Source organism: Chryseobacterium glaciei, assembly GCF_001648155.1.
In the GTDB taxonomy this organism is placed as follows: Bacteria; Bacteroidota; Bacteroidia; order Flavobacteriales; family Weeksellaceae; genus Chryseobacterium; species Chryseobacterium glaciei.
In genome coordinates this window covers 1,157,501-1,182,511 of sequence record NZ_CP015199.1, presented here as the reverse complement: position 1 = coordinate 1,182,511, position 25,011 = coordinate 1,157,501, and the positions used below count along the sequence as shown (strand labels likewise).

General features: G+C 35.0%; 16 protein-coding genes, 2 tRNA genes and 2 rRNA genes (1 of these 20 running past the window's edge). 11 read left to right on the top strand and 9 right to left on the bottom strand.

The genetic code is table 11. The features are described 5' to 3' along the window. Window positions 1–4 precede the first annotated feature (4 nt). Entirely contained in the window at window positions 5–1,561 is a 1,557-nt protein-coding gene (locus tag A0O34_RS05195; protein WP_066752116.1) for a T9SS type A sorting domain-containing protein, read from the bottom strand. A gap of 418 nt (window positions 1,562–1,979) precedes the next feature. On the opposite strand from A0O34_RS05195, the gene A0O34_RS05190 reads away from it, so the two are divergent. Next, on the top strand, window positions 1,980–2,327 hold the full coding sequence (locus tag A0O34_RS05190; RefSeq protein ID WP_066752113.1) for an NUMOD4 domain-containing protein: 348 nt from the start codon (window positions 1,980–1,982) through the stop codon (window positions 2,325–2,327). Between the two features lie 679 nt (window positions 2,328–3,006). Here the strand turns inward: A0O34_RS05190 and A0O34_RS05180 are convergent. From A0O34_RS05180 to A0O34_RS05150, 7 genes are all read right to left on the bottom strand, one after another. After that, window positions 3,007–4,176 (bottom strand): adenylosuccinate synthetase, encoded by a 1,170-nt coding sequence (locus tag A0O34_RS05180; RefSeq protein WP_066752107.1) that lies wholly within the window; start codon window positions 4,174–4,176, stop codon window positions 3,007–3,009. After that, a complete protein-coding gene (locus tag A0O34_RS05175) occupies window positions 4,173–5,357 on the bottom strand; it encodes a PfkB family carbohydrate kinase (protein ID WP_066752104.1) in 1,185 nt (394 codons plus the stop codon). The genes A0O34_RS05180 and A0O34_RS05175 overlap by 4 nt, the downstream gene beginning before the upstream one ends. A 4-nt stretch (window positions 5,358–5,361) precedes the next feature. Next, window positions 5,362–5,715, bottom strand: a complete 354-nt coding sequence (locus A0O34_RS05170; protein WP_066752095.1) for a hypothetical protein — start codon at window positions 5,713–5,715, stop codon at window positions 5,362–5,364. A gap of 2 nt (window positions 5,716–5,717) precedes the next feature. Continuing rightward, complete coding sequence (locus A0O34_RS05165; RefSeq protein WP_157885954.1) at window positions 5,718–5,939, bottom strand: hypothetical protein; 222 nt, start codon at window positions 5,937–5,939, stop codon at window positions 5,718–5,720. Window positions 5,940–6,019: 80 nt separating this feature from the next. Continuing rightward, on the bottom strand, window positions 6,020–7,108 hold the full coding sequence (locus tag A0O34_RS05160) for a DUF3871 family protein (RefSeq protein WP_082891099.1): 1,089 nt from the start codon (window positions 7,106–7,108) through the stop codon (window positions 6,020–6,022). After that, the gene (locus tag A0O34_RS05155; RefSeq protein ID WP_066752090.1) at window positions 7,092–8,000 is read right to left on the bottom strand and encodes an AAA family ATPase; all 909 of its coding nucleotides are present in this window, start codon (window positions 7,998–8,000) and stop codon (window positions 7,092–7,094) included. Before A0O34_RS05155 ends, A0O34_RS05160 begins: the two co-directional genes overlap by 17 nt. 178 nt (window positions 8,001–8,178) lie before the next feature. Next, entirely contained in the window at window positions 8,179–9,387 is a 1,209-nt protein-coding gene (locus A0O34_RS05150) for a site-specific integrase (protein ID WP_066752085.1), read from the bottom strand. Between the two features lie 587 nt (window positions 9,388–9,974). Here A0O34_RS05150 and A0O34_RS05145 point away from each other — a divergent pair. The 4 genes from A0O34_RS05145 to A0O34_RS05130 all read left to right on the top strand — a co-directional run bounded on the left by A0O34_RS05145 (window position 9,975) and on the right by A0O34_RS05130 (window position 15,947). Continuing rightward, on the top strand, window positions 9,975–11,411 hold the full coding sequence (locus tag A0O34_RS05145) for a T9SS type A sorting domain-containing protein (protein WP_066752080.1): 1,437 nt from the start codon (window positions 9,975–9,977) through the stop codon (window positions 11,409–11,411). A gap of 117 nt (window positions 11,412–11,528) precedes the next feature. Continuing rightward, a complete protein-coding gene (gene map, locus A0O34_RS05140; protein ID WP_066752077.1) occupies window positions 11,529–12,293 on the top strand; it encodes a type I methionyl aminopeptidase in 765 nt (254 codons plus the stop codon). A gap of 213 nt (window positions 12,294–12,506) precedes the next feature. Further along, window positions 12,507–15,485, top strand: coding sequence for a VIT domain-containing protein (locus A0O34_RS05135; protein ID WP_066752074.1), 2,979 nt, complete (start codon window positions 12,507–12,509; stop codon window positions 15,483–15,485). Window positions 15,486–15,614: 129 nt separating this feature from the next. Then, window positions 15,615–15,947 carry a 7(1) septoil knot domain-containing protein gene (locus A0O34_RS05130; protein ID WP_066752071.1) on the top strand — a complete coding sequence of 111 codons (333 nt, stop codon included), beginning with the start codon at window positions 15,615–15,617 and terminating at the stop codon, window positions 15,945–15,947. Between the two features lie 537 nt (window positions 15,948–16,484). Here the strand turns inward: A0O34_RS05130 and A0O34_RS22570 are convergent. After that, window positions 16,485–17,345 (bottom strand): DUF4822 domain-containing protein, encoded by an 861-nt coding sequence (locus A0O34_RS22570; protein ID WP_066752069.1) that lies wholly within the window; start codon window positions 17,343–17,345, stop codon window positions 16,485–16,487. Between the two features lie 347 nt (window positions 17,346–17,692). Between A0O34_RS22570 and A0O34_RS05120 the strand changes: the two genes are divergently transcribed. The 6 genes from A0O34_RS05120 to A0O34_RS05095 all read left to right on the top strand — a co-directional run. Beyond that, window positions 17,693–18,820, top strand: a complete 1,128-nt coding sequence (locus A0O34_RS05120) for a DUF4861 family protein (protein ID WP_228394354.1) — start codon at window positions 17,693–17,695, stop codon at window positions 18,818–18,820. Window positions 18,821–18,829: 9 nt separating this feature from the next. Continuing rightward, complete coding sequence (pelA, locus tag A0O34_RS05115; protein WP_066752066.1) at window positions 18,830–19,852, top strand: pectate lyase; 1,023 nt, start codon at window positions 18,830–18,832, stop codon at window positions 19,850–19,852. 1,239 nt (window positions 19,853–21,091) lie between these two features. Further along, window positions 21,092–22,608, top strand: a 16S ribosomal RNA gene (locus A0O34_RS05110). A 234-nt stretch (window positions 22,609–22,842) separates the two neighbouring features. Beyond that, window positions 22,843–22,916 (top strand) — tRNA-Ile (locus A0O34_RS05105). Window positions 22,917–22,998: 82 nt separating this feature from the next. After that, window positions 22,999–23,072: transfer RNA gene (locus tag A0O34_RS05100), tRNA-Ala, on the top strand. A 162-nt stretch (window positions 23,073–23,234) separates the two neighbouring features. Further along, window positions 23,235–25,011, top strand: a 23S ribosomal RNA gene (locus A0O34_RS05095); it runs 987 nt beyond the window's last position. The 16S and 23S rRNA genes sit together here with 2 tRNA genes alongside, the layout of an rRNA operon.

The window sequence follows — 25,011 nt, the reverse complement described above, 5'->3', positions numbered from 1 at the left end:
GTGTTTATTTTTTAATCAATTTAGCATTAGCCGCTTTATTGGTATCAGTTTTTATGGTAATTAAATAAGCTCCCTGAATTAGATTTTGCGTATTGATTTTGGTTACTTTATTCTTGGTTTTTAAACTTTGTAATTGTCGTCCACTCATATCGTAAAGATTAATTTCCGCCTCAAACGCTCCCTCTCTCAAACCCTCAAACCCAATTTCTACATAAGCATAATCTGATACAGGATTTGGATAAATTTTGATGTCTTGTTTTACAATCAATTGGTCAATTTGCTTGTCACCTAGCTTTATAATCTTCCAATTTTCAGAGCCAAGTTGCTCCGCACTCGTGCCTGCTAAAATGATCGAGCCATCCCTGTTTAACTTAATGTCTGAAAGTCTTTCTTCTCTTTGAGAAGACTCACCTTTTACGTATTTTCGCCATTGTTCATTTCCGCTCCCATCCAAATACAGCATCCAGAATTTTTCATCATCACTTTGAATTTTCCCCTCAGCTTGCGTGTAGCCTCCTATCAAAATCCCAGTGGAGGTTTTATCATCGGCAGAATGTAAAACACTCATACCCATCAAAACATCTCTGTTTTTGAAATTGTAGGATTTCTGCCAGATTTCATCACCTCTTTCATTCAACGAGATCAGCCAAACATCGGTTCCTTCTTCAATTCCAACCATTTTATTTCCTGATCTCTCAGATCTAGATTCTCCACCAATCAAGAATCCTGTAGATGTTAAAGCTAATGTTCTCAAATGATCATCACCTTTTCCTCCAAAGTTTTTCTCCCATTCAACTTTTCCTTCCTTATTAAGTTTGATAATCCAATAATCACCCTCTCCGAAGTTTTCAGTTTTCTTTGAGCCTCCGGCATTGCTTCTGGAATAGATGCCTAACAAGGCACCGCCATCTTTTGTAGGAATCATTTTCTCTACTTCATCCAAACCTTTTCCACCTAAGATTAATTGGGATAATTCTTTTCCGTGCTTGTCTAATTTGATAATTAAAATATCCTTGGAACCATAGCCTTTAGCTGAGTTTTGCACATTTCCGGCAACAAAAAATCCTAAATCTGTGGTTTGGATAACTGATCTTGCTTCTTCATCAGCTTTAGAGCCAATTGTTTTTTGCCAGATTTCGTCTCCAAACTCATTAATTTTTATGAGCCATATATCTGAACCTCCGTTACTTTCATCTTTTTTATCCAGCCCCTTCCCGCTGTAAGAAGTTCCCGCTAATAAATTCCCGCCTTCCTGTGTAGGTACATTAGCAGAAAGGAAGTCATGATTATTTCCAACAAAGAACTTTTCAAAGACCTGCTCGCCCTGCTGGTTCAATTTTACCAAGTGAAAATCGTAACCGTTATTCTGTTTGTTTTGTGTTGATACTTTGGAAGGCTGAATGCTGCTTCCTGTAATTAAATACTGTCCGTCAATTGTTGTAGTGACCTGTGATAAGAAATCCTGCGTATTGGATTTAATATCCTTTTGCCAAACCACTTCCTGAGAATACAATACAGCAGTCGTGCACACTATAAGTGCACCCATGTAAAGTTTTTTCATACTTGTATTATTGTTAGTTTATATACATTGTTGATGTAACTGGATGATTATCCAGAACTATGCATAGAAAATGCACTTGTTTTGCAGAGTAATTCTTTTTCATTTTTGTGTTTTTATTTAATTTTTTGCGAATTTAACATAATTTTCAATATGTTTTGATTTATTTTTCATTTTTTTATCATATCTCTCTGGTTTGATGCTCTGTAGCAAAGATATGCTTGCGAAGCGACAGAACATGTCGTATTATATTATAGATGCAAAAATTCTTTCAAAGGTTGGAATATAAAAATAAAAATATTGTAAGTGCATACATTACGGAATACCGTATTATATACTTTTTAATGATAATTTCTATTTTTACCGTATCAATATTTTATTAAGCACAAATAGGTATGTAAATTAAAAAATTATTCAACTCATGAAACTACCCTCAGAATTTGAAGACCAATATGTAAAAGAAGTTCTTTATAATATTTCCTTAAAAAATCTTCAGGATGAAGAGTGGAAGCTGATTGAAGGTTTTGAGATTTATTCAATTTCCAACTATGGACGTTTGAAGAGTCTTGAACGCCAATCTAACTCATTATTTGGAAGAGAACGAATGATGCCTGAAAAGGTGATGAAGCTAATTTTTGTAAAACAGTTCAACAAATACCTTCAAAGTAATCTATATAATGTACATTACGCCTTATCATTAGAAGGCGAAAAATATAGGAAATCTATAGCCCGTTTGGTATATTATCATTTTGTTGAAAATTCGATGTAAAGGATCACTATATTGGGATCATTTCTAAAGACGACAACAGCCTTCATGTACATAGCAGTAATTTAGAGAAAATTTCAGCCAGTGAGCGAAGTCTTAAAATATATCGAATGAACAGGGCACGGAACCGAAATGTTATCTATCTTCAACCTGTCAGTCAGTATACTATTGAAGGTAAACTGGTAACCCATTTTGAGAACATGTATGCCGCTGGCAAAGCACAGTTAGTGTGCTTCCCGAAAGCATCATGGATGTGGTCCATAAAGAATTTTTAACTGCTGGAGGGTTTAGATGGTTCCTAAAAAGTTATACTCCGAAAAAAGAAGATTTTATAATCACCGACAAATTAGACAGTTCAGGCAAATTACTGAATCTGTCTCTTTGGAGAAAGCTTGGTAAACCTGAAGTTGATAAGAATAATCCACCTCCCTGTATGAATTTATCGATTAAAGACCACAATACCTGTCCCCGGTTTTGAAGATCGATTTTCCATTTCTAATAGTCATGATAGCTGACTGTTATTTTTGAATCTTTATCTCGTAAATATGTTCTTTTAATATAGCCCATTTGCTGAAGATTTTTTAATGCTTCAGCATTTTCTTCTGTATTTGGAAGCTCAAATTTCTCTTTACTCAAGAAGAATTTATAACAAAATTCAAATAGATCAGTCCAAGAGGTTATTTTATGTAAAAATATTTTCCGAAAAATTACTTTTGCTAAACAAAACGTTCTCAAAATTTCTGTTAAGATGTTGGGGTAATTTTGAATAATGCTCACATTGAAGTTTACCATTTTTATAAAAAAAGACTTCCTCACTTTGTAAATGATCTAAACATGTAAAAAGAATACTTTTTTTACAATTTGTAGAAAATCTTTCATCACATTCAATGGCGTAAATTAATTCATCAATATTAAGAAAATTTGCTCTTGGTTTACCTTGAAATTCATTTTCAACATTGGTTTCGTCGTGGTTATTTATAAGTCCAAAATCGTTATGCAAAATATTGAATGGTCCATTACCATGTCTTGTTTGATACACTCTTGTTACATAAAGAATGGTAATGTCAAAATGATTTTCTTTGCCTAATATATCAAAGACATTCTGAGATGTTGTATTACTTTTAGTAATAAAAGGTTTAGTACCAAAATTTTGGTCTATCATAATTCCCTGTGAACCTTCGAAAATTATGTTATCCCAATTATCAATAATTTCTTTTGAATTATTAATAACTGTAATTTTGCTTTCTCTAATCATGCTTCTTATTTTTGATACATTTTGGCAGAATAATTTATCTTCTAAGTCATGATTAAAATTATCAAAATTGAAGGAAGTATCTATATTGATTTTATTTCTATAGAAATTTCTAATATCAGATAATTTACTCTTTAAATTATCCTCATTTAAAATATCTTGAAAACAGAAAGGCAAAGTTTTGTTTCTTTCTATAGTAGCACCGAATCCAACTCCGCAACTACCTTTTCTCTTATCTTTATCTAATGTTAATTCAACTGTTCTATTGTATAATACATCATAATGTGTTGTTATTGGAGAATTAATGTCAATAAAAAAATTAAAGTCAAAATTTAATTGAAAAGCTTCTTCAACAAAAAAATTAGGAGCAAATGTACAGTGCTTAGACCAGAATGTTGGTAATCCTCTCATTGTCCCAGAACCAAAATTTGAAAAAATGTGTTTCTCACCCAGATTATTTACAACACAATGCCCTGCTTGATGTCCACCATTAAACCTTACTACAATAGAATTTGAAAATTTATATGAAAGAAAATCTGTAGCGATACCCTTCCCCTCATCTCCAAATCCTAATCCAACAACAACGAATACTTTTTTCACCAAGATGATTTATATATAGCTGTTGTAAAATCTTCAGTAATTTCGCAATTAATATCCTTGAACATAAATAAATCAGCTTCCTTATAGTTCTCAGCCAATATTATTACACGTTTGCCTTTTGCTATTGCATAACCGATTTCAAAAATTGTTCCTGGATCATTCCCAGAAAGCACTGCCAGTATAGTATCACACTTTTCTATCTCGAGTAAATCCCTATTTCTGGCTTCATCCATTTGTGTTTTAGATGTCTTGTCATCTAATAGACCTAAATCATGCATTGGCGAAAAAACTTCATTTTCAAATTCAATCAAAAGATTTCTGATTTCGTTTACAAATAGTTTATCACTAACTGTAAAAAACGGAGAAGCGATATAAACTCTATTTATATCTTTACTTACAATAGGATTATGACGATTATTTGAATCAACTAATGGCAATTGCTGAGTTTCACAGAAATCAGCAACAGATTTTGAAGCGAACATTGCTGCTTCTATTGGATTAAGTTTTTCCACTATCCATTTCCAAGCAAATACAGCGGAAAATACATCGCCACTCCCTATAGACCATACTTTATGGGTTTCAAAAACAGGTATTATTTCGTAAGAATCATTATAAAAAACAATTGCTCCTTTTGCTCCATTTTTGATTACAACAACTTCTGCATTTTCAGATTTCTTCAATTGCTTTCCTATATCAATTAAGTCATCATCATAGCGTTTAGATATCATTTGAGCCTCATTTTTATTCAAAATAATAGCTAAATGTTGTGCTTTAGATTTTGTTTCAGTAAATGCGATATGATTCTGAGGGTCATAGACTACATAATTACCTACAACTTCACAGTCATTCTCAATCATACCATAATATAAAATATTATCTGCATTTACCTTTAGATGTTCTTTTTTATCCGGAAGATTATAAATATTTGGTTTTGTTAGTGGTGTAAAATAAGAAAACTCAACAGTTTTTAAATCACTTTCAATTACAGAATTAGTGAAGCCGTATAATTTTGATTTATAGACCAAATCATTAAAATGCTCTTTACCTACTGTACCTTTAAGTTCTATATCAATTCCTTTGTTACCCAATGCACATGTAGCTCTTAATGCTGAACCAAACAATTCAGAATAAATTGGAGTAAAACAATTTTCTAAGTAGATTCCACCAACAACTGTAAGCATATTATTATGGAGTATAATGTCTAACTTTTACTTTACAATTTGTACTTTGTAGCTCAACTACTGAACCTTTGTAGATAAAGCCTGCGTCAATGCATTTAATTAAGCTGCTAACAGCCAAAGAATCAAGCATTCCACATAATTTACCATTATAAAGAGCTACAACTAAGCCTAAATCATTTTTTTCAATACTTAAAATATCACCAACTTTTAAAGTTTTTGTAATTGGCTGGATATTTTTTAAATCAGTATCAAATTGTATATCCTTACAATTAATTTCACCACTGGCTGAACTGATTCCTTTTGTCGAATTTTGGATTTCACGAGTATAACTGTGAGAACCTCCTCCACCTCCTTTCATAATTATATGTTTTTGTTTAAGTGTTTTTGTTTAATAACAGGCATTATCGCATTTACCCATTTTTTACCATTCTTATTTGCCCATCTTGCCAAACCATTTTCATTATCGTTTTCCAGATAAATTAACAAAGCACCATCGCAATTAAATCTTTCAGTGAATGCTTTTAAAATATCCTCATCGCTTAAACCTTCAAATAAATTTGAAAATGACGGTTTACTCTTCATAGTAAATAATTTTTCTCTAAAATAGAATATTTTTTTTATATACAAATAAAACCACCCCATATTTCTATAGGGCAGTTCCTCTAACTCAAAAACCAATGATAACCAGAATTACCATTGAGCGTTTTCTGAATGCCTTTTGAAAATTCGAAGGCATTCAGATTTCTATCTAAAAATGTATCTATATAACTGCTCTTATTAGCCTGTGTAAACAGATTGTAGACATTCCATAGGTTAATATCTCCATTGTCATTCTTACAAAAAGTCTCATCATCGTAATAGTCTTTTGCTATAGTGTTTAACTGGCTGTCATTAAAAGTAAGTTGGGGAATACCCAACCTGTGCTTCTCAGTTTTAGAGATATGCTGATATAGTCTTGTTTTTCCTAATAGCTGTGCAAACTGATGCTCAGTTAAATAATGGTCTGAAAATCCTTTCATCTCTAGTAAGTGTTGCTCTGCATTATATTCAGTTAAAGTATTCATTATTTTACTCTGCAATTCCTGATAGGAACTAACCCTCAAATCATCTACAAAACCATCACTCCAAACACATAAATTACAGCATACTTTGTTCTGGAAACCAATAAAGAATTTAAATTTTTCAAATGTCTTTTTATTATATAAATTCTCCTGATTATAGGCTCTTACACCACCTACTGTTAATGATAACTCATTTCCATTAATAGAATCGGTAATACTTGGAATTTTAATAATAAAAGCCATTCTTTCAAAATATTGGGTCTTTTCATGGTCTAATAAGTCTTTAGCATTTTTGTAGATAGCATCAGGTGTTCTGCCTTTAATTTGATGTGAAACCCTTATTTCAGGCTGATTAAAGGAATGATGTGGGAAAACCTTACCAACGCAGTCTTCTGCAATATCTATAAACTCTTGATGGGCTATGGTCTTTTCATTGTCTTTTGAGAAGACTGGGATAATACAGTCATTCTTTAAGTGATGAATACTAATCTCCTGTGTATTGGCTTCAATAAAAGGTTTGTCCTCATATTGTAGTTCTTGTTCTTGATAAAATTCGCTATTTCTTTGATATACATTTTGAGAGATATTAAGTAAAGTAGTATCAATTATATTGCTTACTGGTGCTGAATGCTGTACAGGAGAAAGTTGCAGTTTCTCTTGTTGTTCGATTAAATCAATTGTATTTTCCATTTTTTGAAAAGTTTTGAGGGTTAGACAGTTTGATTAAGAATGATTTTCTAGCTTCATATTCATTCTTTAATTCTTCTTGATATTCAGGGTACTGCTTGTATGTTACCAGCAATTCTGCAATAGTGTTACTGGTGCTGATTTTATTTAGAATGTCCTCTTTAGTAAAGCGAGAACCACCAGTAAAGGTATTTTGATAATTTTGTTTAAGCGTAGCTCCTGAATTACACCATTCCAATATCAATTGACCAGTGGCAGAAGTAATTACAAATTCAGGTTTGTTCATAAATAACCCTGTTCTATCCTTTGATGCTTTGGCTAAATGGTTTTCATTCACCAATTCAAAATTGATGGTCAGCTCATATTCAAAGCCATCGCGCGTAATCTCTTTAGTTCCATGCTTTACTACTTGTGTTTTACCATTACTTCCAATATCAAGAGAATAATCCATTTTTCTTCTTGTTGTAGTAATTACATGGCAGGTTGACTGTAATATCTTATTGATAAATGCCTGATGTCTTGGTGTAACATTAGCCCAATCCTGAAATCTACCTCCCAGTTTTTCATGAATATCAAGACATCCCCCAGTACCATTCCATTCATGACTTGCAGAATCAATGATAATAACTTCAATTTCCGATTTCTCACATAGTTCTATGGCTTGTATGTATCTTTCAGGACTATATGGAGCTTTTAAGTCCAGTACATTATAATTTCCTAAGTCTGAATATAAAGAAGCAGAGGAGTTCTCTGTATCTATGACAGCTATTTTATTCCAATCCTGTGTCATTCCATAGGCTAATAATAAGGCTGATTTGGTCTTTCCGAATCCGCTTGCTCCTGATAGCCCTAATCTGAGCTTTACTTGCTGTCTTTGTGATTGTTTTAATTGCATAATTTTTTTAATTTATAGGTTAATATTTCTTGTTTAATGATTCATTTTTAAATGAAAAAGGTTAATTTCAAATTGAAAAAGGTTAATTTCAATTTGAAATTAACCTTAGTTACTTGTTTTATAGATAGTTAAATTATTTTTTTAAATAAAAGGCACTTTGGCACTTTTTAACATACGCTTATAAGAGTTTACTCATAGCATCGTCAATTACATCATTTTCCAGTTCTTTTAAATACGCCTGTGTAATAGCCAAATTTTGATGTCCCATTGCTTCTGAAATAATATCGGTGGAAACTCCTTTTTGTTTTAGATTAGTAGCGAAACTGTGTCGAGCAACATAAGAAGTGATTTTATCATCGATTTTACAAATTCTGGCTATTTCTCTTAAATCTTTGTTGTATTTTTTCAATGTCTTTTCCTTCCTGTATTCTAGTTGTAATGGTGTAGAATCCTCTTTAAGTATGATTGGAAAGACATAAGGCGTTTTTCTATTCTGAGATTTATAATAGTCCAAAATTTCTTGTACTGGATCCAAAATTTTAATATTAAATTTACCTTTTGTTTTACTACGAATATAAGTTATCCTGTCTTCTGTAATATTATCCCAGGTTAGCTTCATCATATCATGAAAGTTCATTCCACCAGTATAGTAACTGAACAAAAAATAATTTTTAGTGTTAATTAGAGTAGGGTACTTTGTGGTATCCAGTTCCTTTATTTTATGCACATTTTCAATGCTCAATGCTCTTTTATTGGTTGCCCCCTTTAGTTTAGACAATTTGTATTTATCAAAAGGATAATTTTCTTTTTTAGCATATTCTTTTTTTATAGCATCATTATATAAGGCTCTGATAGACCTCATTTTTACAGCAATACTACTGTCCATATTTCCTCTTTCTCTTAAAAATATCTCATATTTATCGAGCAGTAATGGTGTGATGTCTTTAAAATAGATGGTCTTGTCATTTAAGAATTTCATAAAGCTTTGTTTAGAATCCTTAAAAAATCTAGCATTTCCAGTTCTTCCTGTTTTATTTAGGTCATCTATATGGTTATTCCAGAAGTCATTTACAGATATTTTTTTATCATTCTTGAAATTAAAGAACAGTTCTTCAAACTCTTCTAAAGTAATGTCTTCTCCCTGAGAAACGGTATCGGTAACTATTTTTTCTGCTCTGTTTTTAATCTCGATTAAAGAATGATTGAGCTGTTTAAAATTAGGATAACTCTTTCTGAATTCAGACTTTGTTTCGTTCCATTGAGAAGTTTCACATGATAAATTCAGTGAAATAAACTTAGATTTTCTATCTTTAGTTATTCTTAAGAAGATAGGGAATAGTCCATTTGAAAGGACTTTGGTTCTTTGAATTATTTTAATGGTTGCCATAGAGGTTAAATTTAGCAGGGTACAACATAGGTACAACAATTTTATATAAAATAAGAAAAAATAGGAAATTAAAAGAATGTATAAATCTTATAAATATCTTATTTTCAGTCGATTTGTTAATAAATGAAAATATAGGAAGTGAAAATTACTCTTTCTCATAATCAGGTGGTCCCTGGTTCGAGCCCAGGTGGGACCACAATAAACCCCTTGAAAATATTGATTTTCAAGGGGTTATTTTTTTAGGTAAGTGAATAAGGGAAATTTACCGCTATCCAATATTTTAAAAATTAAATTAATTGATTAGAAACGATTCAAAATATTGAATATAAATTTCTGATACAATGTACAAACCGATTAAACAAACGGAAACACTTGTGCAAAGTTAATAACAGGGTTCTTACTTACGATAAAAGTCACCATATCGAAAGACTTCCAATCTTTATATTGAACCTAATCTAAAAAGAAAATTCTGAAAACTTGACTGAATAAAATAGAATCTGAACTTTGACCATAAAGTTTTTTATATTTGTCTCATATTTAGGGAATTTCAATTTCTTATTTAATTATTTAACTGATATTTGATTATTATGAAAAAAGTTTTATTTCTTACTATCATTTTTGCCTTGCTTTTATTTGGTGGAAAAGTAGAAGCACAAACAGATGGAACTCTCGACACTTCCTTTGTCATCGGGACAGGATTTAATAGTTCGCCTGTAACTACTATCATACAGACAGATGGGAAAATTCTAGTGGGAGGTTCGTTTTCCAATTATAATGGTGTCGACCGAAACCGTATTATCCGTTTGAATACTGATGGAAGTGTAGATACTTCTTTTATTATCGGAACAGGATTTAATGACACTGTTTATACAATTGCATTACAGTCTGACGGCAAAATAGTGGTGGGAGGTAATTTTACATCCTATAATGATATCGCCCAAAACCGTATTGTGCGTCTGAATATAGACGGAAGCATTGATACGTCCTTTGTTATGGGAGATGGATTTAGCACACCTGGTGGTATGTCATTTATTGAGACCATTGCAATACAATCTGATGGGAAAATTTTGGCAGGAGGTCGATTTGCAAAATATAACGGCACCAATCAGCAAAATATTGCACGCCTGAATGCAGATGGAAGTGCTGATGCTTCCTTTTATCCTGTGAACGGCTTAAGATTTGATCATGATGTTAACATCATTGCTTTGCAATCTGACGGAAAAATCCTGGCAGGTGGTGGTTTTACAAGTATTTATAGTACCAGCCGAAGGTATCTTGCACGTCTGAATACCAATGGAACTCTTGACACTTCGTTTAACGTCGGGACAGGATTTGGTGGCAGTCTTAGCGGTAGTGTCGTTCGGTCGATTGCAGTACAAACTGATGGGAAAATTCTTATGGGAGGTTACTTTACAACCTATAAGGGAATAACACAAAACCGCATCGTACGTCTGAACACAACCGGAAGTGTGGATACATCTTTTGCCATCGGAACAGGCATTGATAATTTTTTTGTTGAAACAATCGCTTTACAGTCTGATGGGAAAATTCTGTTGGGGGGTGGCTTTACCACTTACAATGGAATCAGTCAAAACAGGATCATACGTCTTGATACCAGTGGGAGTATTGACACATCCTTTAACATTGGAACAGCATTTAATAATCCTGTTGCATCAATTTCATTACAATCTGACGGGAAAATTTTGGTGGCTGGCTATTTTTCAAGCTATAAGGGACTAGTTCAGAACCAGATCGCTCGTCTGAATGGAACGGGAACAATATTGTCAGTTACGGATGTCAGTAAAAAGAAAATTGCTCTTTATCCGAATCCTGTAAGTGAAATTTTGAATTTTTCAGAAGAAGTTTATAATATCAAAATAACAGACCTTTCAGGAAAAGTGGTAAACCAAATTTCCGGTAGTAAAAAATCTGTAAATGTAAAAAATCTTGTAAAAGGTGTTTATTTTATTACAGCAATCACAAAATCTGGAGAAATTGTAACTCATAAAATTGTGAAAGAATAAAAAAATGAGTTGATGTAGAATTTGCAAATAATTATGCGGTTTTATAATAAAAAATCAAAATTCTTAACTTTGTAGTTTTCAACTTATTTAGAAACTTAAACCATCAAAACCAAAACAATGTCAATAACAAATGAACATGAATTAATAGGAATGCAAAAGGCGAGTGAAGCTGTTGCATACACTTTAAAAGAAATGATTAATTATGCTCAACCTGGCATGACGACAAAGGATCTTGATGAGTACGGAGCTAAAATACTTTCCGATTTCGGTGCAAAATCTGCTCCTTATCTTACCTATGGATTTCCAGGATGGACGTGCATCAGTGTAGATAATGAATTCTGCCACGGTATTCCGACAGATCAACGAATTTTGAAGGATGGCGATTTGATCAACATTGATGTTTCAGCAGAGCTTAATGGATTTTGGGCTGATAACGGAGGTTCTTTTATCATTGGAAAAGACATCAATCAACATCAAAAATTAGTCGATGCTTCTAAAGATATTTTAGAAAAAGCGATCAATAATATAAAAGGTGGTGTGAAAATTGCCGATATCGGATTTTTAATGGAAACTGAAGCTAAAAAAAGAGGTTTTAAAGTTATTAAAAACCTTGGCGGACACGGTATTGGAAGAAGCTTACACGAAGAACCGGATGAATTACTAAATTACAGAAACCGTTTCGATAACAGACGTTTCAAGAAAAATTCTGTGGTGGCAATTGAAACATTTACTTCAACATCTTCAAATCTTGCGGTTGAATTAAATGACGGCTGGACAATGGTTGGCAATAAAGGCGGGTATATGGCACAGCACGAGCATACAATCGTTGTGACCGACGGAAAACCAATTATTCTAACTCAAATGAATGAAATATTGAATTAATCAACGATATTTTACATAAACGTTAATAATTATTTTTTAATAAAGAAGTTTCAAAATAAATACAAACACTTACAAAAATGTAGGTGTTTTTTTATTTTTATAGTATTGATTATTAATGGTTTTTAAATTTTAATAAAATTATTTCCAACCTTTTTGATTCATTCAGCATCTTTATAAATAGAGACATTTGTTAACCTTAAACATTATGATAAGATGAAGAATATATGCCTGACACTTTTGCTGTTTTTCCCGATTTTATATTGGGCGCAAATACCAATAATTGAAACACCTGATAAAAAAGGAGGATTTGAGAATAATAAGGTTATTCTTCAGAAACTGAATATTGAAACCAAAATTACGGGAGGGATTTCTACGAACGTGATAACAATGGTTTTTAGAAATAATTCTAATCGATTGATGGAAGGTCGATTGACTTTTCCACTTCCGGAAGGAGTAAATGTAAGCGGATATGCTTTGGATATTAATGGAAAGCTGCGAAATGCCGTTCCCGTAGAAAAAGAAAAAGCAAAGGAAGTTTTTGAAACCATTCAAAAAAGAAATGTTGATCCGGGAATTTTAGAAAAAGTGGAAGGAAATAATTTCCGTACAAGAATTTATCCTATTAATGCAAATGGCGGAGAAAGAACGGTTCAGATTTCATATAATTATGAACTGAAAAAGCAGGGTAGCAATTACCAATATTTTTTACCGCTTAATTATTCTACTCAAATTCCTGAATTTAGTATAAAGACAAGCGTTTTTCAGAATGCCGTTTCTCCTCAGTTGGAAGAAAAGCCCGATGGAAGCTTCAATTTTGTTAAAAATGGAAATGTTTGGGTTGCCGAAACCCATAAACTGAATTATAAACCAACTCAAAATTTAAAAATTAATTTTCCTCAAACTGATGGAAATCAAAATGTATTGATACAAAAAGCTTCAGATAACTCCTCGTATTTTCTTGCTAATTTAGGAGTGGATCCAAAAGAAAAAGCAAAGAAATTACCTAATAAACTAGCAATCATTTGGGATAATTCTTTAAGCGGATTAAAAAGAGATCATGCCAAAGAATGGTCTTTATTGGAAGAATATTTTAAGGTTAATAAAAACCTTTCTGTGAAAATTTATTTCCTTAATAATACGTTTGATGAAGGGAAAAGTTTTAAAATAAACGAAGGAAACTGGAACGAATTAAAATCATATTTATCTCAAGTTACGTACGATGGAGGAACTGATTTCGGACAATTAAAATCAGTAAAAGAAGATGAGGTTTTATTTTTTACAGATGGTCTGTCTTCTTTTGGAGATCTGAAATTGACTTTAAAAAATCCGGTTTACACAATTTCTTCATCCAATAATGCGAATTTCAATCAATTGAAATTTATCAGTAATAAAACAGGAGGTGAATTTTTAAACTTAAGTGAAAATGATCCTAAAAAAGAAGTCCGTAAACTGTTGTATCAGTCTTTGAAATTCATAGGAATTGAAAATAATTCTTCGTTGACAGAAGTCTATCCTTCGTTGTCACAAACAATTTCTCAGGATTTTGTGTTGACAGGTATTCTGAAAGGAAATCAAACAACCATAAAAGTTTTATTTGGCTACGGAAATGAAGTAACAGAGGCAAAAGCGATTTCTTTAGATGTGAATAAACAATCCGTAAAAGATTGGGAGATTTCACAATTCTGGGCTCAGAAAAAACTAAATGAATTGGAAATTTTTGAGAAACAAAACAAAAATGAGATTAAGAATATAAGTCGACAATTTGGTTTGGTGAGTAACAACATGAGCTTGATGGTATTGGAAAATGTACAGGATTATGTTCGATATGAAATAAATCCGCCATCTGAACTGCGAGAAGAATACAATCAGATTGTAAAAAATAATCAGGCTCAAAAAGATGTTCGTGTCAATGATTTAATGGCAAAAGCCGAAATAATGACCGAAAATCTGAAAAAATGGTGGGATACAGATTTTGAAAAGAAGCCAAAATATTATCCGACACCCAAAAGATCAAAAGATACTGCGAGAGTTATGGATATACAAGAAGTTGTAGTGGTAGGTTATTCTGCCAGAACTGAAAAAAAATCTGTCGCGAGTGCATCTAGTATTGTTGTTTCATCTCCGGTGGCAACGCCTTCAGTACAAGCCAATGTAGTGCAGGCTCTTGAGGGTAGAGCTCAGGGAATATCTATAAGAGGAGCTAGTTCTGTGCAAGGAGATTCGAAGAGTAAAGAGATCGCTGAAACAATCATTCAAAAAGGAAAAATTACAACGATAGATGTAAAATCTGATGCTGCGTACATGAAGTTTTTTGAGTCGGCTAAAAAATCAGAAGAAATCTATCAAATTTATCTTAATAACAGAAAAGACTACGCTGAAACTCCACAATATTATTTTGATGTAGCTCAGTTGTTTTTCAAAATTGATGATAAAAAAACAGGATTAAAAGTATTAAGTTCTATTGCTGATCTGGATATCGAAAATGAGGAATTGTATAAATTATTGGCCTATAAATTAAAGCAAGCTGAGGTTTACGATAAGGAGCTTTGGATTAGTAAAAAAGTGTTGGAATGGCGACCTTTCGACCCTCAAAGTTACAGAGATTACGCATTGGCTTTGGAAGATAACAAAGATTATCAGGGAGCTTTAGATAATTTATATAAAATTTTAAATCAGTCTTACACTCGTGAAATGGCCAATCGTGATAACGGAATCGAAGAAACCATTATCATGGAGATCAATGAATTGATCAGCAATCATAGAAATGAGCTAGATCTTAAAAATATCAATCCAAAAATCATTGCAGATTTACCTGTGAACATCCGAGTGGTGATCAACTGGAACAAAGACAATATAGACATCGATCTTTGGGTAACAGATCCCAACAACGAGCGTTGCATGTATTCTCACAAATCAACGGAAATTGGAGGAAGATTAAGCGATGATTTTACGGGAGGTTTTGGACCAGAACAGTTTTTACTAAAAAAAGCCATCAAAGGGAAATATAAAATTGAAACTAATTTTTTTAATGAAAATCAAGTAAGTGTTGCGGGAGCAACAGCAATTATGGCCGAAGTTTTCATTAATTATGCTTCCGGAAAACAGGAGAGAAAAATTGTAGTTTTCCAAAATAAGAGCGAAGCAGATACAGGAAATCGTGATGGCGTTTTAATCGGAGAATTTGAATTTTAGATAAAGGATGTAATATGTTAATATGAATGTTAGTGTGGCAAGGGCTGGTTTTTTTACCGGCTCTTGCTTTTTTATTATTGAATTAGATTTAAAAATGATTATTTTTAAGTTGATTAAAAAAAATACAAGATGAAACACCTATTTATTTTTTTTCTTATCGTTTTTGGGATTCAATTAAAAGCTCAGAAAGTTTTTTCAACCGAATATTCTAGTCAGGCTGATATAAAAGTTTTTGCGGTTGAATATGAAAGTCAGGCCGATCTTAAAGTATATAAAGTACAGTATGACAGCCAAGCCGGAAGCAACGATGGAAAATGGTTTTTTACAGAATACGGAAGTCAAGCCAAAAAGAAAATATTCTTTGTTGATTATGAAAGCCAAGCTGATCTGAAAATCTTTTTTGTAAAATATGATAGTCAGGCGGGATGGCGAAATAACAGTAAAAAGCAATTACTTTATTGATTTATCTACCTGAAAAGCAATAATAAAAAGTAAAATACCTGCAAAAAGTAGGTGTTTTTTTATATGTGACTTACAAATTACACACTACATTTATACTACCAAGTTGTTTTTAATATGTTGATTAGTAATTGATTAAAATCATGAAGTAGATGTGTAGTAATATTATTTTGATATTTCCGCTGTACATTTGCAGTAGAAAATTCAACAAAACATAAATGATTGATTGATAGAATTAAAAAAGCTTTGTTGAAATAAAATTGACATAGATGATGATTAAATAAATATTTTCCCCCTCAAATTGTTCCCAAAACAGTTAGTACTACTTTTTAGATGAAAAAAAAATTATTAAAAAGAGGGGGAATGTATTTTAATCACAAAAAATATAAGGTATGAATTTCCCCATATACTTTAGTGTTGTGTTTAAGCTTTTACGTTTTGTAGGAGCTTTTTTTTGTTTAAATCTCATTCTTCCATAAAAAAACCTGCTCCAAAGAGCAGGTTTCCCCTTCATTATTAAAAAACTAACTCAACCATTCATTAAGGTTCCAAATGATTTACTTTCGTATGGATAATATCATAAAATACAGTTGGATCACTCGTATTCGGAGTAATTCTGTAGGTAAATTTGTCGTTGTTTAATTCAAGAATTTCTACATCACGCGTAAAAATTACAGCTCCGCTGGTTGGATCTTTTGCCACAATAGTTCTTGTTTTTCCGTCTGCAGAAATAGACCAGTCTCCCTGATTTCTCAGAACATCATTCAATCCATAAATAGCATAAGTTCCACCCGCTCTGAAGTAAGCATATCCTACATATCCAGCAACATTGGCATCTGTTAAGCTCATAGCGTTTCCGTCTTTATCTTTTGCTCCCGTAGTTTCCCAGGCTGTAGAAGCTAAAATTCTCTGACCATTACTTGGTTCTCCATGACCTGTCTTTGTGTGGATAATGTCATAATACACAGAAGGATCAGTTGCATTTGTGTGAATTCTATACGTGAAAACATTTTTGTTTAGCTCAAGAATATCTACATTACGGGTAAAGATGGTTGTTCCGTCAGGACGAAGCGCTGTAATCGTTCTTGTTTTTCCTTGTGAATCTACAGACCAGGTGCCCATGGAGCGTAATACATTATTAAGTCCATAAATTGCAAATTTTCCATCTCCATTAAAGTAAGAAAAACCAACAAAACCGGCTACTGCGGGATCCGTTAATGCAACAGATTGTCCGTTATTATCTTTAGCACCTGTAGTTTCCCATGGAGTAGAAGATAAAACTTGCGAGGGAGTCAGCTGTTCTTCAACAATAACCTGATCATCATCATTTGAACAAGATACTGTAGTGGCAGTCAGGGTGAAAGCCGTGAACAAATAACATAATTTTTTTAGTGTACTCATAATTTATATTTTTAAATCATTGCAAACATATCCGTTATTCAACTCAAAAGATTGTACGAAATATCTCTTTTGTTGTAAAAAATATCACTTATAGATATGTTTTCTTGAATTGATGTCATTATAAATGTAAAAAACTTAAAATTGATGAGAATAAGCGTTGAGAGAAAAACTTTTATAAAAACTTTATGTCTAATTATTTATTTTAAATTAAATTTCAAAAATTCAATTCATTGATGAGTTTTTTTGTGCAGAACTGAAAATATTTTTTAATTTTGGTGAAACAACTCAATATGTTTATTAATAAAATTTCTTTTTTTTGTTTGATATGCGCAATCGATTGCATTGTTGTGAATTCTTTGCATGCTCAAAACTCGATTCAGATTAAAAATGTATTGGAATTTTCTAGAAATGAAGTGGTTGCGATTCCTGTTTCGGATCTTAAATCTTTTTTAACTAAAAATAAAGAAACTGATTTTAGAATAAAAGACAGCAACAATAAATACTTTCCCATCCAATGGATCGATTATGACGGAGATGGGGAAAATGATGAATTATTATTTCAAGCTAATATTGAAGCGAAAAAAACGAATTCTTACACAATTGTAGCAGATTCTAAAGTTCAGGTTCCGGAAAGTAAATTGACAACCTATTCAAGACTGGTTCCGGAGCGTGCAGACGATTATACCTGGGAAAATGATAAAATTGCTTTCAGAATGTATGGTTCAAAAGGTCAGCAGGAAGCTTTACAGGGAATTAAAGGAAGCACACTTTCCAGCGGAGTTGATATTTGGCTGAAAAGAACGGATCAACCCATCATCAATAAATGGTACAAAGGATATTTGACTGATCCAATGTATTACCACAAAGATACAAGAGGTGAGGGCTACGATCCTTATCAAGTAGGAAACAGCCGCGGAACGGGAGGAATTGGAGTGTGGAAAAATGACAGTCTTCAGGTTTCTCAAAATTTTGTGACTTCAAAAACCATTGCAGAAGGACCTTTGAGAACTGTTTTTGAATTAACTTACAACCCGTGGAGTGAATTTGGGGTGAAAGAAACAAAACGTATTTCTTTAGATTTAGGTTCTAATTTTTCAAAGTTCGAATCTAATTTTGAATCAGAAAAACAAGTTCTAAATTACACGATCGGAATTACTTTGCATAAAAATGAAGGTGAAGCAAAACTGAACGATAAAAGCGGATATTACCTTCATTGGGAGAAAATTGATGATGCATTTGTAGGAGAAGGTATTGTTGTAGATCCCAAAATTGTTGAAAAATCCGTTGCTTTTAAATCTAAAACTCCAGATCAGAGTAATTTATTGGTTGTCACAAAACCTAAAAATAAATTGGTGTATTATGCAGGCTTTGCATGGCAAAAAAGCGGACAAATTCAAACACAAAAAGATTGGGAAGTTTTATTGCAAAAACAATCTCAGATTATCGCCAATCCATTACTAATAAAGATTAAATAATAAAATACAATGATAAAATTTAAAATTTCGGTAATAGCAGCTTCTTTTATTACTGCTACATTTTCAGCCCAAATAAAAGATACGTTGGCTGAAAAAATGTTGGTGTATCAGCTTCCAAACGGCGGTTGGGGAAAACAGCTTGATGACAAATCTGTGGTGGATTATAATTTACCCATTGATAAAAAACTTTTAAGTAAAATAAAAGCTACAGGAGACGATCATGCGACGATTGATAACAACGCGACTTCCCGAGAAATTAATGCGTTAATTAAGTCTTATAAAACAACAAACAATCCAGAATATTTAAAGTCTGCAGAAAAAGGAATTAATTATCTTCTTTCGATGCAGTATAAAAATGGAGGTTTTCCTCAATATTACCCGAATTCAGGAATGTACAGAAAGCAGATTACGTACAATGACAACGCGATGATCAATGCTTTGACGGTTTTGTATAATGTTGCAGAAGGAAAAAATGATTTTGATGTTGTTGATTCTAAATTAAAGGAAAAATCTAAAACTGCCGTTCAAAAAGGAATTGACTGTATCTTAAAAACTCAGGTTGTACAGAAAGATACTCCGTCAATTTGGGGAGATCAATATAATGAAATCACGATGCAACCCGATAAAGCCCGAGCTTTTGAGCCTATTTCTTTGGCAACGGGAGAATCGGTAAATATTGTAAAATTTTTAATGATGCAAACGGCAACGCCTGAGATTCAAAAATCTATTAAATCAGCGATAAAATGGTTTAAAGACAATAAAATTGAAGGCTACAGCTACAACATTACCAAACAAAATGGAAAAGCAGTCAGAACTTTAGCCGAAGATAAAAACTCTGTCATTTGGGCAAGATTTTATGATATTAATACTAACAAACCTCTTTTCGGAGACCGTGACGGAAGCGTAAAATACAACTATAATGATGTTTCTGAAGAAAGAAGAAACGGGTACAGTTGGTTTGGTGATACTCCGGATAAATTGATTAATAAAGAGTTTCCGAAATGGGCGCAGAAGAATGGTGTGATGCTTTAGTTTGAGGGTTTGAGAGTGAGAGTGTTTAGGGTATCATTGCGAGAAGCGAAGCGCCGAAGCAATCTCAAATATAAACCCTCCAACTCTCCATCCTCTCTAACCCCTTAACTCTCCAACTCAAAACTTTTCAGGAGCTTTCTCCGTCTTTGCGCTCTATCTTTTTGGTTACGGCCTGCGCTTCGCTTCGGCCGCCTCCAAAAAGGATGCCGCTTGGGGATGAGGGCGTTCTTATTTCTGTTTCTCGTAATAGAAATTACCTAGATACAATATCAATCGATCGCTAGTCCTTTCCATGACTGCAAAGCGACCTAGGAAGTTGCAGCGTTAAGAAAATGAATTCTGAGAACGTTAAAAAAATTCTACTGTTTGAAGCGCGAGACCAATCCTGAATCGAATAACCAATCTTGAATTCGCGCAAGTTTTAGAATTTTTAGAGAACAGGATTCATTTTTAGCTTGCAGCTTCCAGTCTTGAATTTTTGGTCCGTTTGCTTCAAGGCAAAAGGACAGCACATTATTTATCTCTTATCCACATCCAAAACAACTATAATCACAACGACTCCCAACCTTCTGGGTTTTCGGTTTATTAGAGTATACCTTATATATAGTATACGATAATACTTCATAAAATCTCCTTCACACCGCTTTCAACTTTGATAAACGCCCCTTCCCAGCCCTTTCAAAAAGATAATCGAATACTGTGGATAACTACGGCTTAATCTATAAATGAAACTATATCAATAAATTAGATTGAGAACTTCTCCACAATACGAGTTTTATATGAACATTATGTTAAATGTATTTGGAATGATGGGTAAAAAGGTGCTACTTTTGCGGCACTGAAAAACGCGAGTTAATTGGTAGCGCAGAAGGAGGTAATAGAGTATAAAGACTACGGACAAAACAAAAAATAAACTTTAGATTTTTAGTAAATAAAAGTTGTGAGTTTTAAAAAGATTTGTATCTTTGCAGTCCGGTAAAACGGGAGCAGAGGAGTAGAAGATTGGGATATGAAAGAGGAGATTTAGGGTTAGTTAAAAAACTTTAAATTAAGTCAAAAATATTTTGGTCAATTAGAAATAAATAATTACTTTTGCACACGCAAATCTATACTGAAAACGACAGAAAATTAGGTATAGTAAAAAGCGGAAGATACAAGAAGATCATTGAAAAATAGATATAACAACCAAGTAAGGAAAAGACTAGAACGTTAATAACTTTGAGTGAGTCAGACAAACATACAATGGAGAGTTTGATCCTGGCTCAGGATGAACGCTAGCGGGAGGCCTAACACATGCAAGCCGAGCGGTAGAGATCTTTCGGGATCTTGAGAGCGGCGTACGGGTGCGGAACACGTGTGCAACCTGCCTTTATCTGGGGGATAGCCTTTCGAAAGGAAGATTAATACCCCATAACATATTTGATGGCATCATTAAATATTGAAAACTCCGGTGGATAGAGATGGGCACGCGCAAGATTAGATAGTTGGTGAGGTAACGGCTCACCAAGTCAGTGATCTTTAGGGGGCCTGAGAGGGTGATCCCCCACACTGGTACTGAGACACGGACCAGACTCCTACGGGAGGCAGCAGTGAGGAATATTGGACAATGGGTTAGCGCCTGATCCAGCCATCCCGCGTGAAGGACGACGGCCCTATGGGTTGTAAACTTCTTTTATACTGGGATAAACCTACTTACGTGTAAGTAGCTGAAGGTACAGTATGAATAAGCACCGGCTAACTCCGTGCCAGCAGCCGCGGTAATACGGAGGGTGCAAGCGTTATCCGGATTTATTGGGTTTAAAGGGTCCGTAGGCGGGCTCGTAAGTCAGTGGTGAAATCTCATAGCTTAACTATGAAACTGCCATTGATACTGCGAGCCTTGAGTAAGGTAGAGGTAGCTGGAATAAGTAGTGTAGCGGTGAAATGCATAGATATTACTTAGAACACCAATTGCGAAGGCAGGTTACCATGTCTTAACTGACGCTGATGGACGAAAGCGTGGGGAGCGAACAGGATTAGATACCCTGGTAGTCCACGCCGTAAACGATGCTAACTCGTTTTTGGGCTTTAGGGTTCAGAGACTAAGCGAAAGTGATAAGTTAGCCACCTGGGGAGTACGTTCGCAAGAATGAAACTCAAAGGAATTGACGGGGGCCCGCACAAGCGGTGGATTATGTGGTTTAATTCGATGATACGCGAGGAACCTTACCAAGGCTTAAATGGGAATTGACAGGTTTAGAAATAGACTTTTCTTCGGACAATTTTCAAGGTGCTGCATGGTTGTCGTCAGCTCGTGCCGTGAGGTGTTAGGTTAAGTCCTGCAACGAGCGCAACCCCTGTCACTAGTTGCTAGCATTAAGTTGAGGACTCTAGTGAGACTGCCTACGCAAGTAGAGAGGAAGGTGGGGATGACGTCAAATCATCACGGCCCTTACGCCTTGGGCCACACACGTAATACAATGGCCGGTACAGAGGGCAGCTACACAGCGATGTGATGCAAATCTCGAAAGCCGGTCTCAGTTCGGATTGGAGTCTGCAACTCGACTCTATGAAGCTGGAATCGCTAGTAATCGCGCATCAGCCATGGCGCGGTGAATACGTTCCCGGGCCTTGTACACACCGCCCGTCAAGCCATGGAAGTCTGGGGTACCTGAAGTCGGTGACCGTAACAGGAGCTGCCTAGGGTAAAACAGGTAACTAGGGCTAAGTCGTAACAAGGTAGCCGTACCGGAAGGTGCGGCTGGAACATCTCATTTTAGAGCGTCTTTAGACGTTAAACAAAATACAAAGTACTTAAATGTACAAATTGTACTTACTTAAAGAACGTTTTAGTTTTTTACTCGGTTGATTTATATTAAAAAAATACAAAACCCACTAGAAATTAGTATCAGGGAGGAGAGATTTTAGTAAAAGAAGTTAGAGGTTAGATATTAGAGGTTAGTTTTCAAACTAACAACTAAAAACCGACAACCGACAACTAAAATTAATGAAGTCTCGTAGCTCAGCTGGTTAGAGCGCTACACTGATAATGTAGAGGTCGGCAGTTCGAGCCTGCCCGAGACTACTAATTAAAGCGGTAAGCAATAAGCTTTAAGCAGTAGGCATTTTGCCTAGAGCTTGTAGCCTATAGCCTACAGCACCTAGAGGGGGAATTAGCTCAGCTGGCTAGAGCGCCTGCCTTGCACGCAGGAGGTCAAGGGTTCGACTCCCTTATTCTCCACAGTTTTGTGAGTTTGATTTAAAAGTAAGATGGATAGAGCCAAAACAAATATTCATTTATCAGACGAGCAGAAAGAATTTAAAGATCATTGACATTAACGGTAAAAATATCACAAAGAGAAAACCGAGCACTTGCGAGTGCTTGAGTAATTAATAAAATAGGAAAGAAATCGTTAAGGGCGTATGGCGGATGCCTAGGCTTTCAGAGGCGAAGAAGGACGCGGTAAGCTGCGAAAAGCTGCGGGGATCGGCACACACGAATTGATCCGCAGATGTCCGAATGGGGCAACCCGGCATGTTGAAGACATGTCACTCCAATTTATTGGAGAGCAAACCCGGAGAACTGAAACATCTAAGTACCCGGAGGAAAAGAAATCGAAGAGATTCCGTAAGTAGTGGCGAGCGAACGCGGATTAGCCCAAAAGTCTTTATATATTTAAAAGAATGTTCTGGAAAGAACAGCCATAGAGGGTGATAGCCCCGTATTTGAAAGGTATATTTGGATGATAAATGAGTAGGGCGGGACACGTGAAATCCTGTCTGAATATGGGGGACCATCCTCCAAGGCTAAATACTCCTGAAAGACCGATAGTGAACAAGTACTGTGAAGGAAAGGTGAAAAGCACTTCGAATAGAAGGGTGAAATAGAACCTGAAACCGTACGCCTACAAGCGGTCGGAGCCCACATGTTGGGTGACGGCGTGCCTTTTGCATAATGAGCCTACGAGTTAATGTTACTAGCGAGGTTAAGGACTTCAGGTCCGGAGCCGGAGCGAAAGCGAGTCTGAATAGGGCGCTTAGTTAGTAGTATTAGACGCGAAACCTTGTGATCTACCCATGGGCAGGTTGAAGCTTTGGTAACACAAAGTGGAGGACCGAACCGGTTGACGTTGAAAAGTCTTCGGATGACCTGTGGGTAGGGGTGAAAGGCCAATCAAACTGGGAGATAGCTCGTACTCCCCGAAATGCATTTAGGTGCAGCGTCGTGTATAAGTTTATTAGAGGTAGAGCTACTGATTGGATGCGGGGGAGTCAAATCCTACCAATTCCTGACAAACTCCGAATGCTAATAAATGTTCCACGGCAGTGAGGGCGCGGGTGCTAAGGTCCGTGTCCGAGAGGGAAAGAACCCAGACCAACAGCTAAGGTCCCCAAATCTCTATTAAGTTGAAGCAACGCGGTTGGACTGCATTGACAGCTAGGATGTTGGCTTGGAAGCAGCCATTCATTTAAAGAGTGCGTAACAGCTCACTAGTCGAGCGGTCCGGCATGGATAATAATCGGGCATAAATAGAGTACCGAAGCTATGGATTTATAACCATTGGGTTATATCTGGTAGGGGAGCATTCTGTTTGCACAGAAGCAGTGGCGTGAGCCATTGTGGAGCGGACAGAAAAGAAAATGTAGGCATAAGTAACGATAAAGCGGGCGAGAAACCCGCTCACCGAAAGACTAAGGTTTCCTCAGCCATGCTAATCAGCTGAGGGTTAGTCGGGACCTAACGCGAACCCGAAAGGGGTAGTGGATGGACAATGGGTTAATATTCCCATACTTGCTCACACTAAAAAGGGGACGGAGTGCCGTACTTACTGGAGACTGACGGAATAGTCAAGACCTAGCCTTCGGGCGAAGTTGTTGTAAGGAAAGTGCTTCCAAGAAAAGCCGAAGTGAAGCAACCCGTACCAAAACCGACACAGGTAGTCGAGGAGAGAATCCTAAGGTGCTAGAGTGAATCATGGTTAAGGAACTAGGCAAAATAGTCTCGTAACTTCGGGAGAAGAGACGCCAGCAGCAATGCTGGCCGCAGTAAAAAGGCCCAGGCGACTGTTTATCAAAAACACAGGACTCTGCTAAATCGAAAGATGCTGTATAGGGTCTGACACCTGCCCGGTGCTGGAAGGTTAAGGAAGGGCGTTAGCAGTAATGCGAAGCGTTTGACT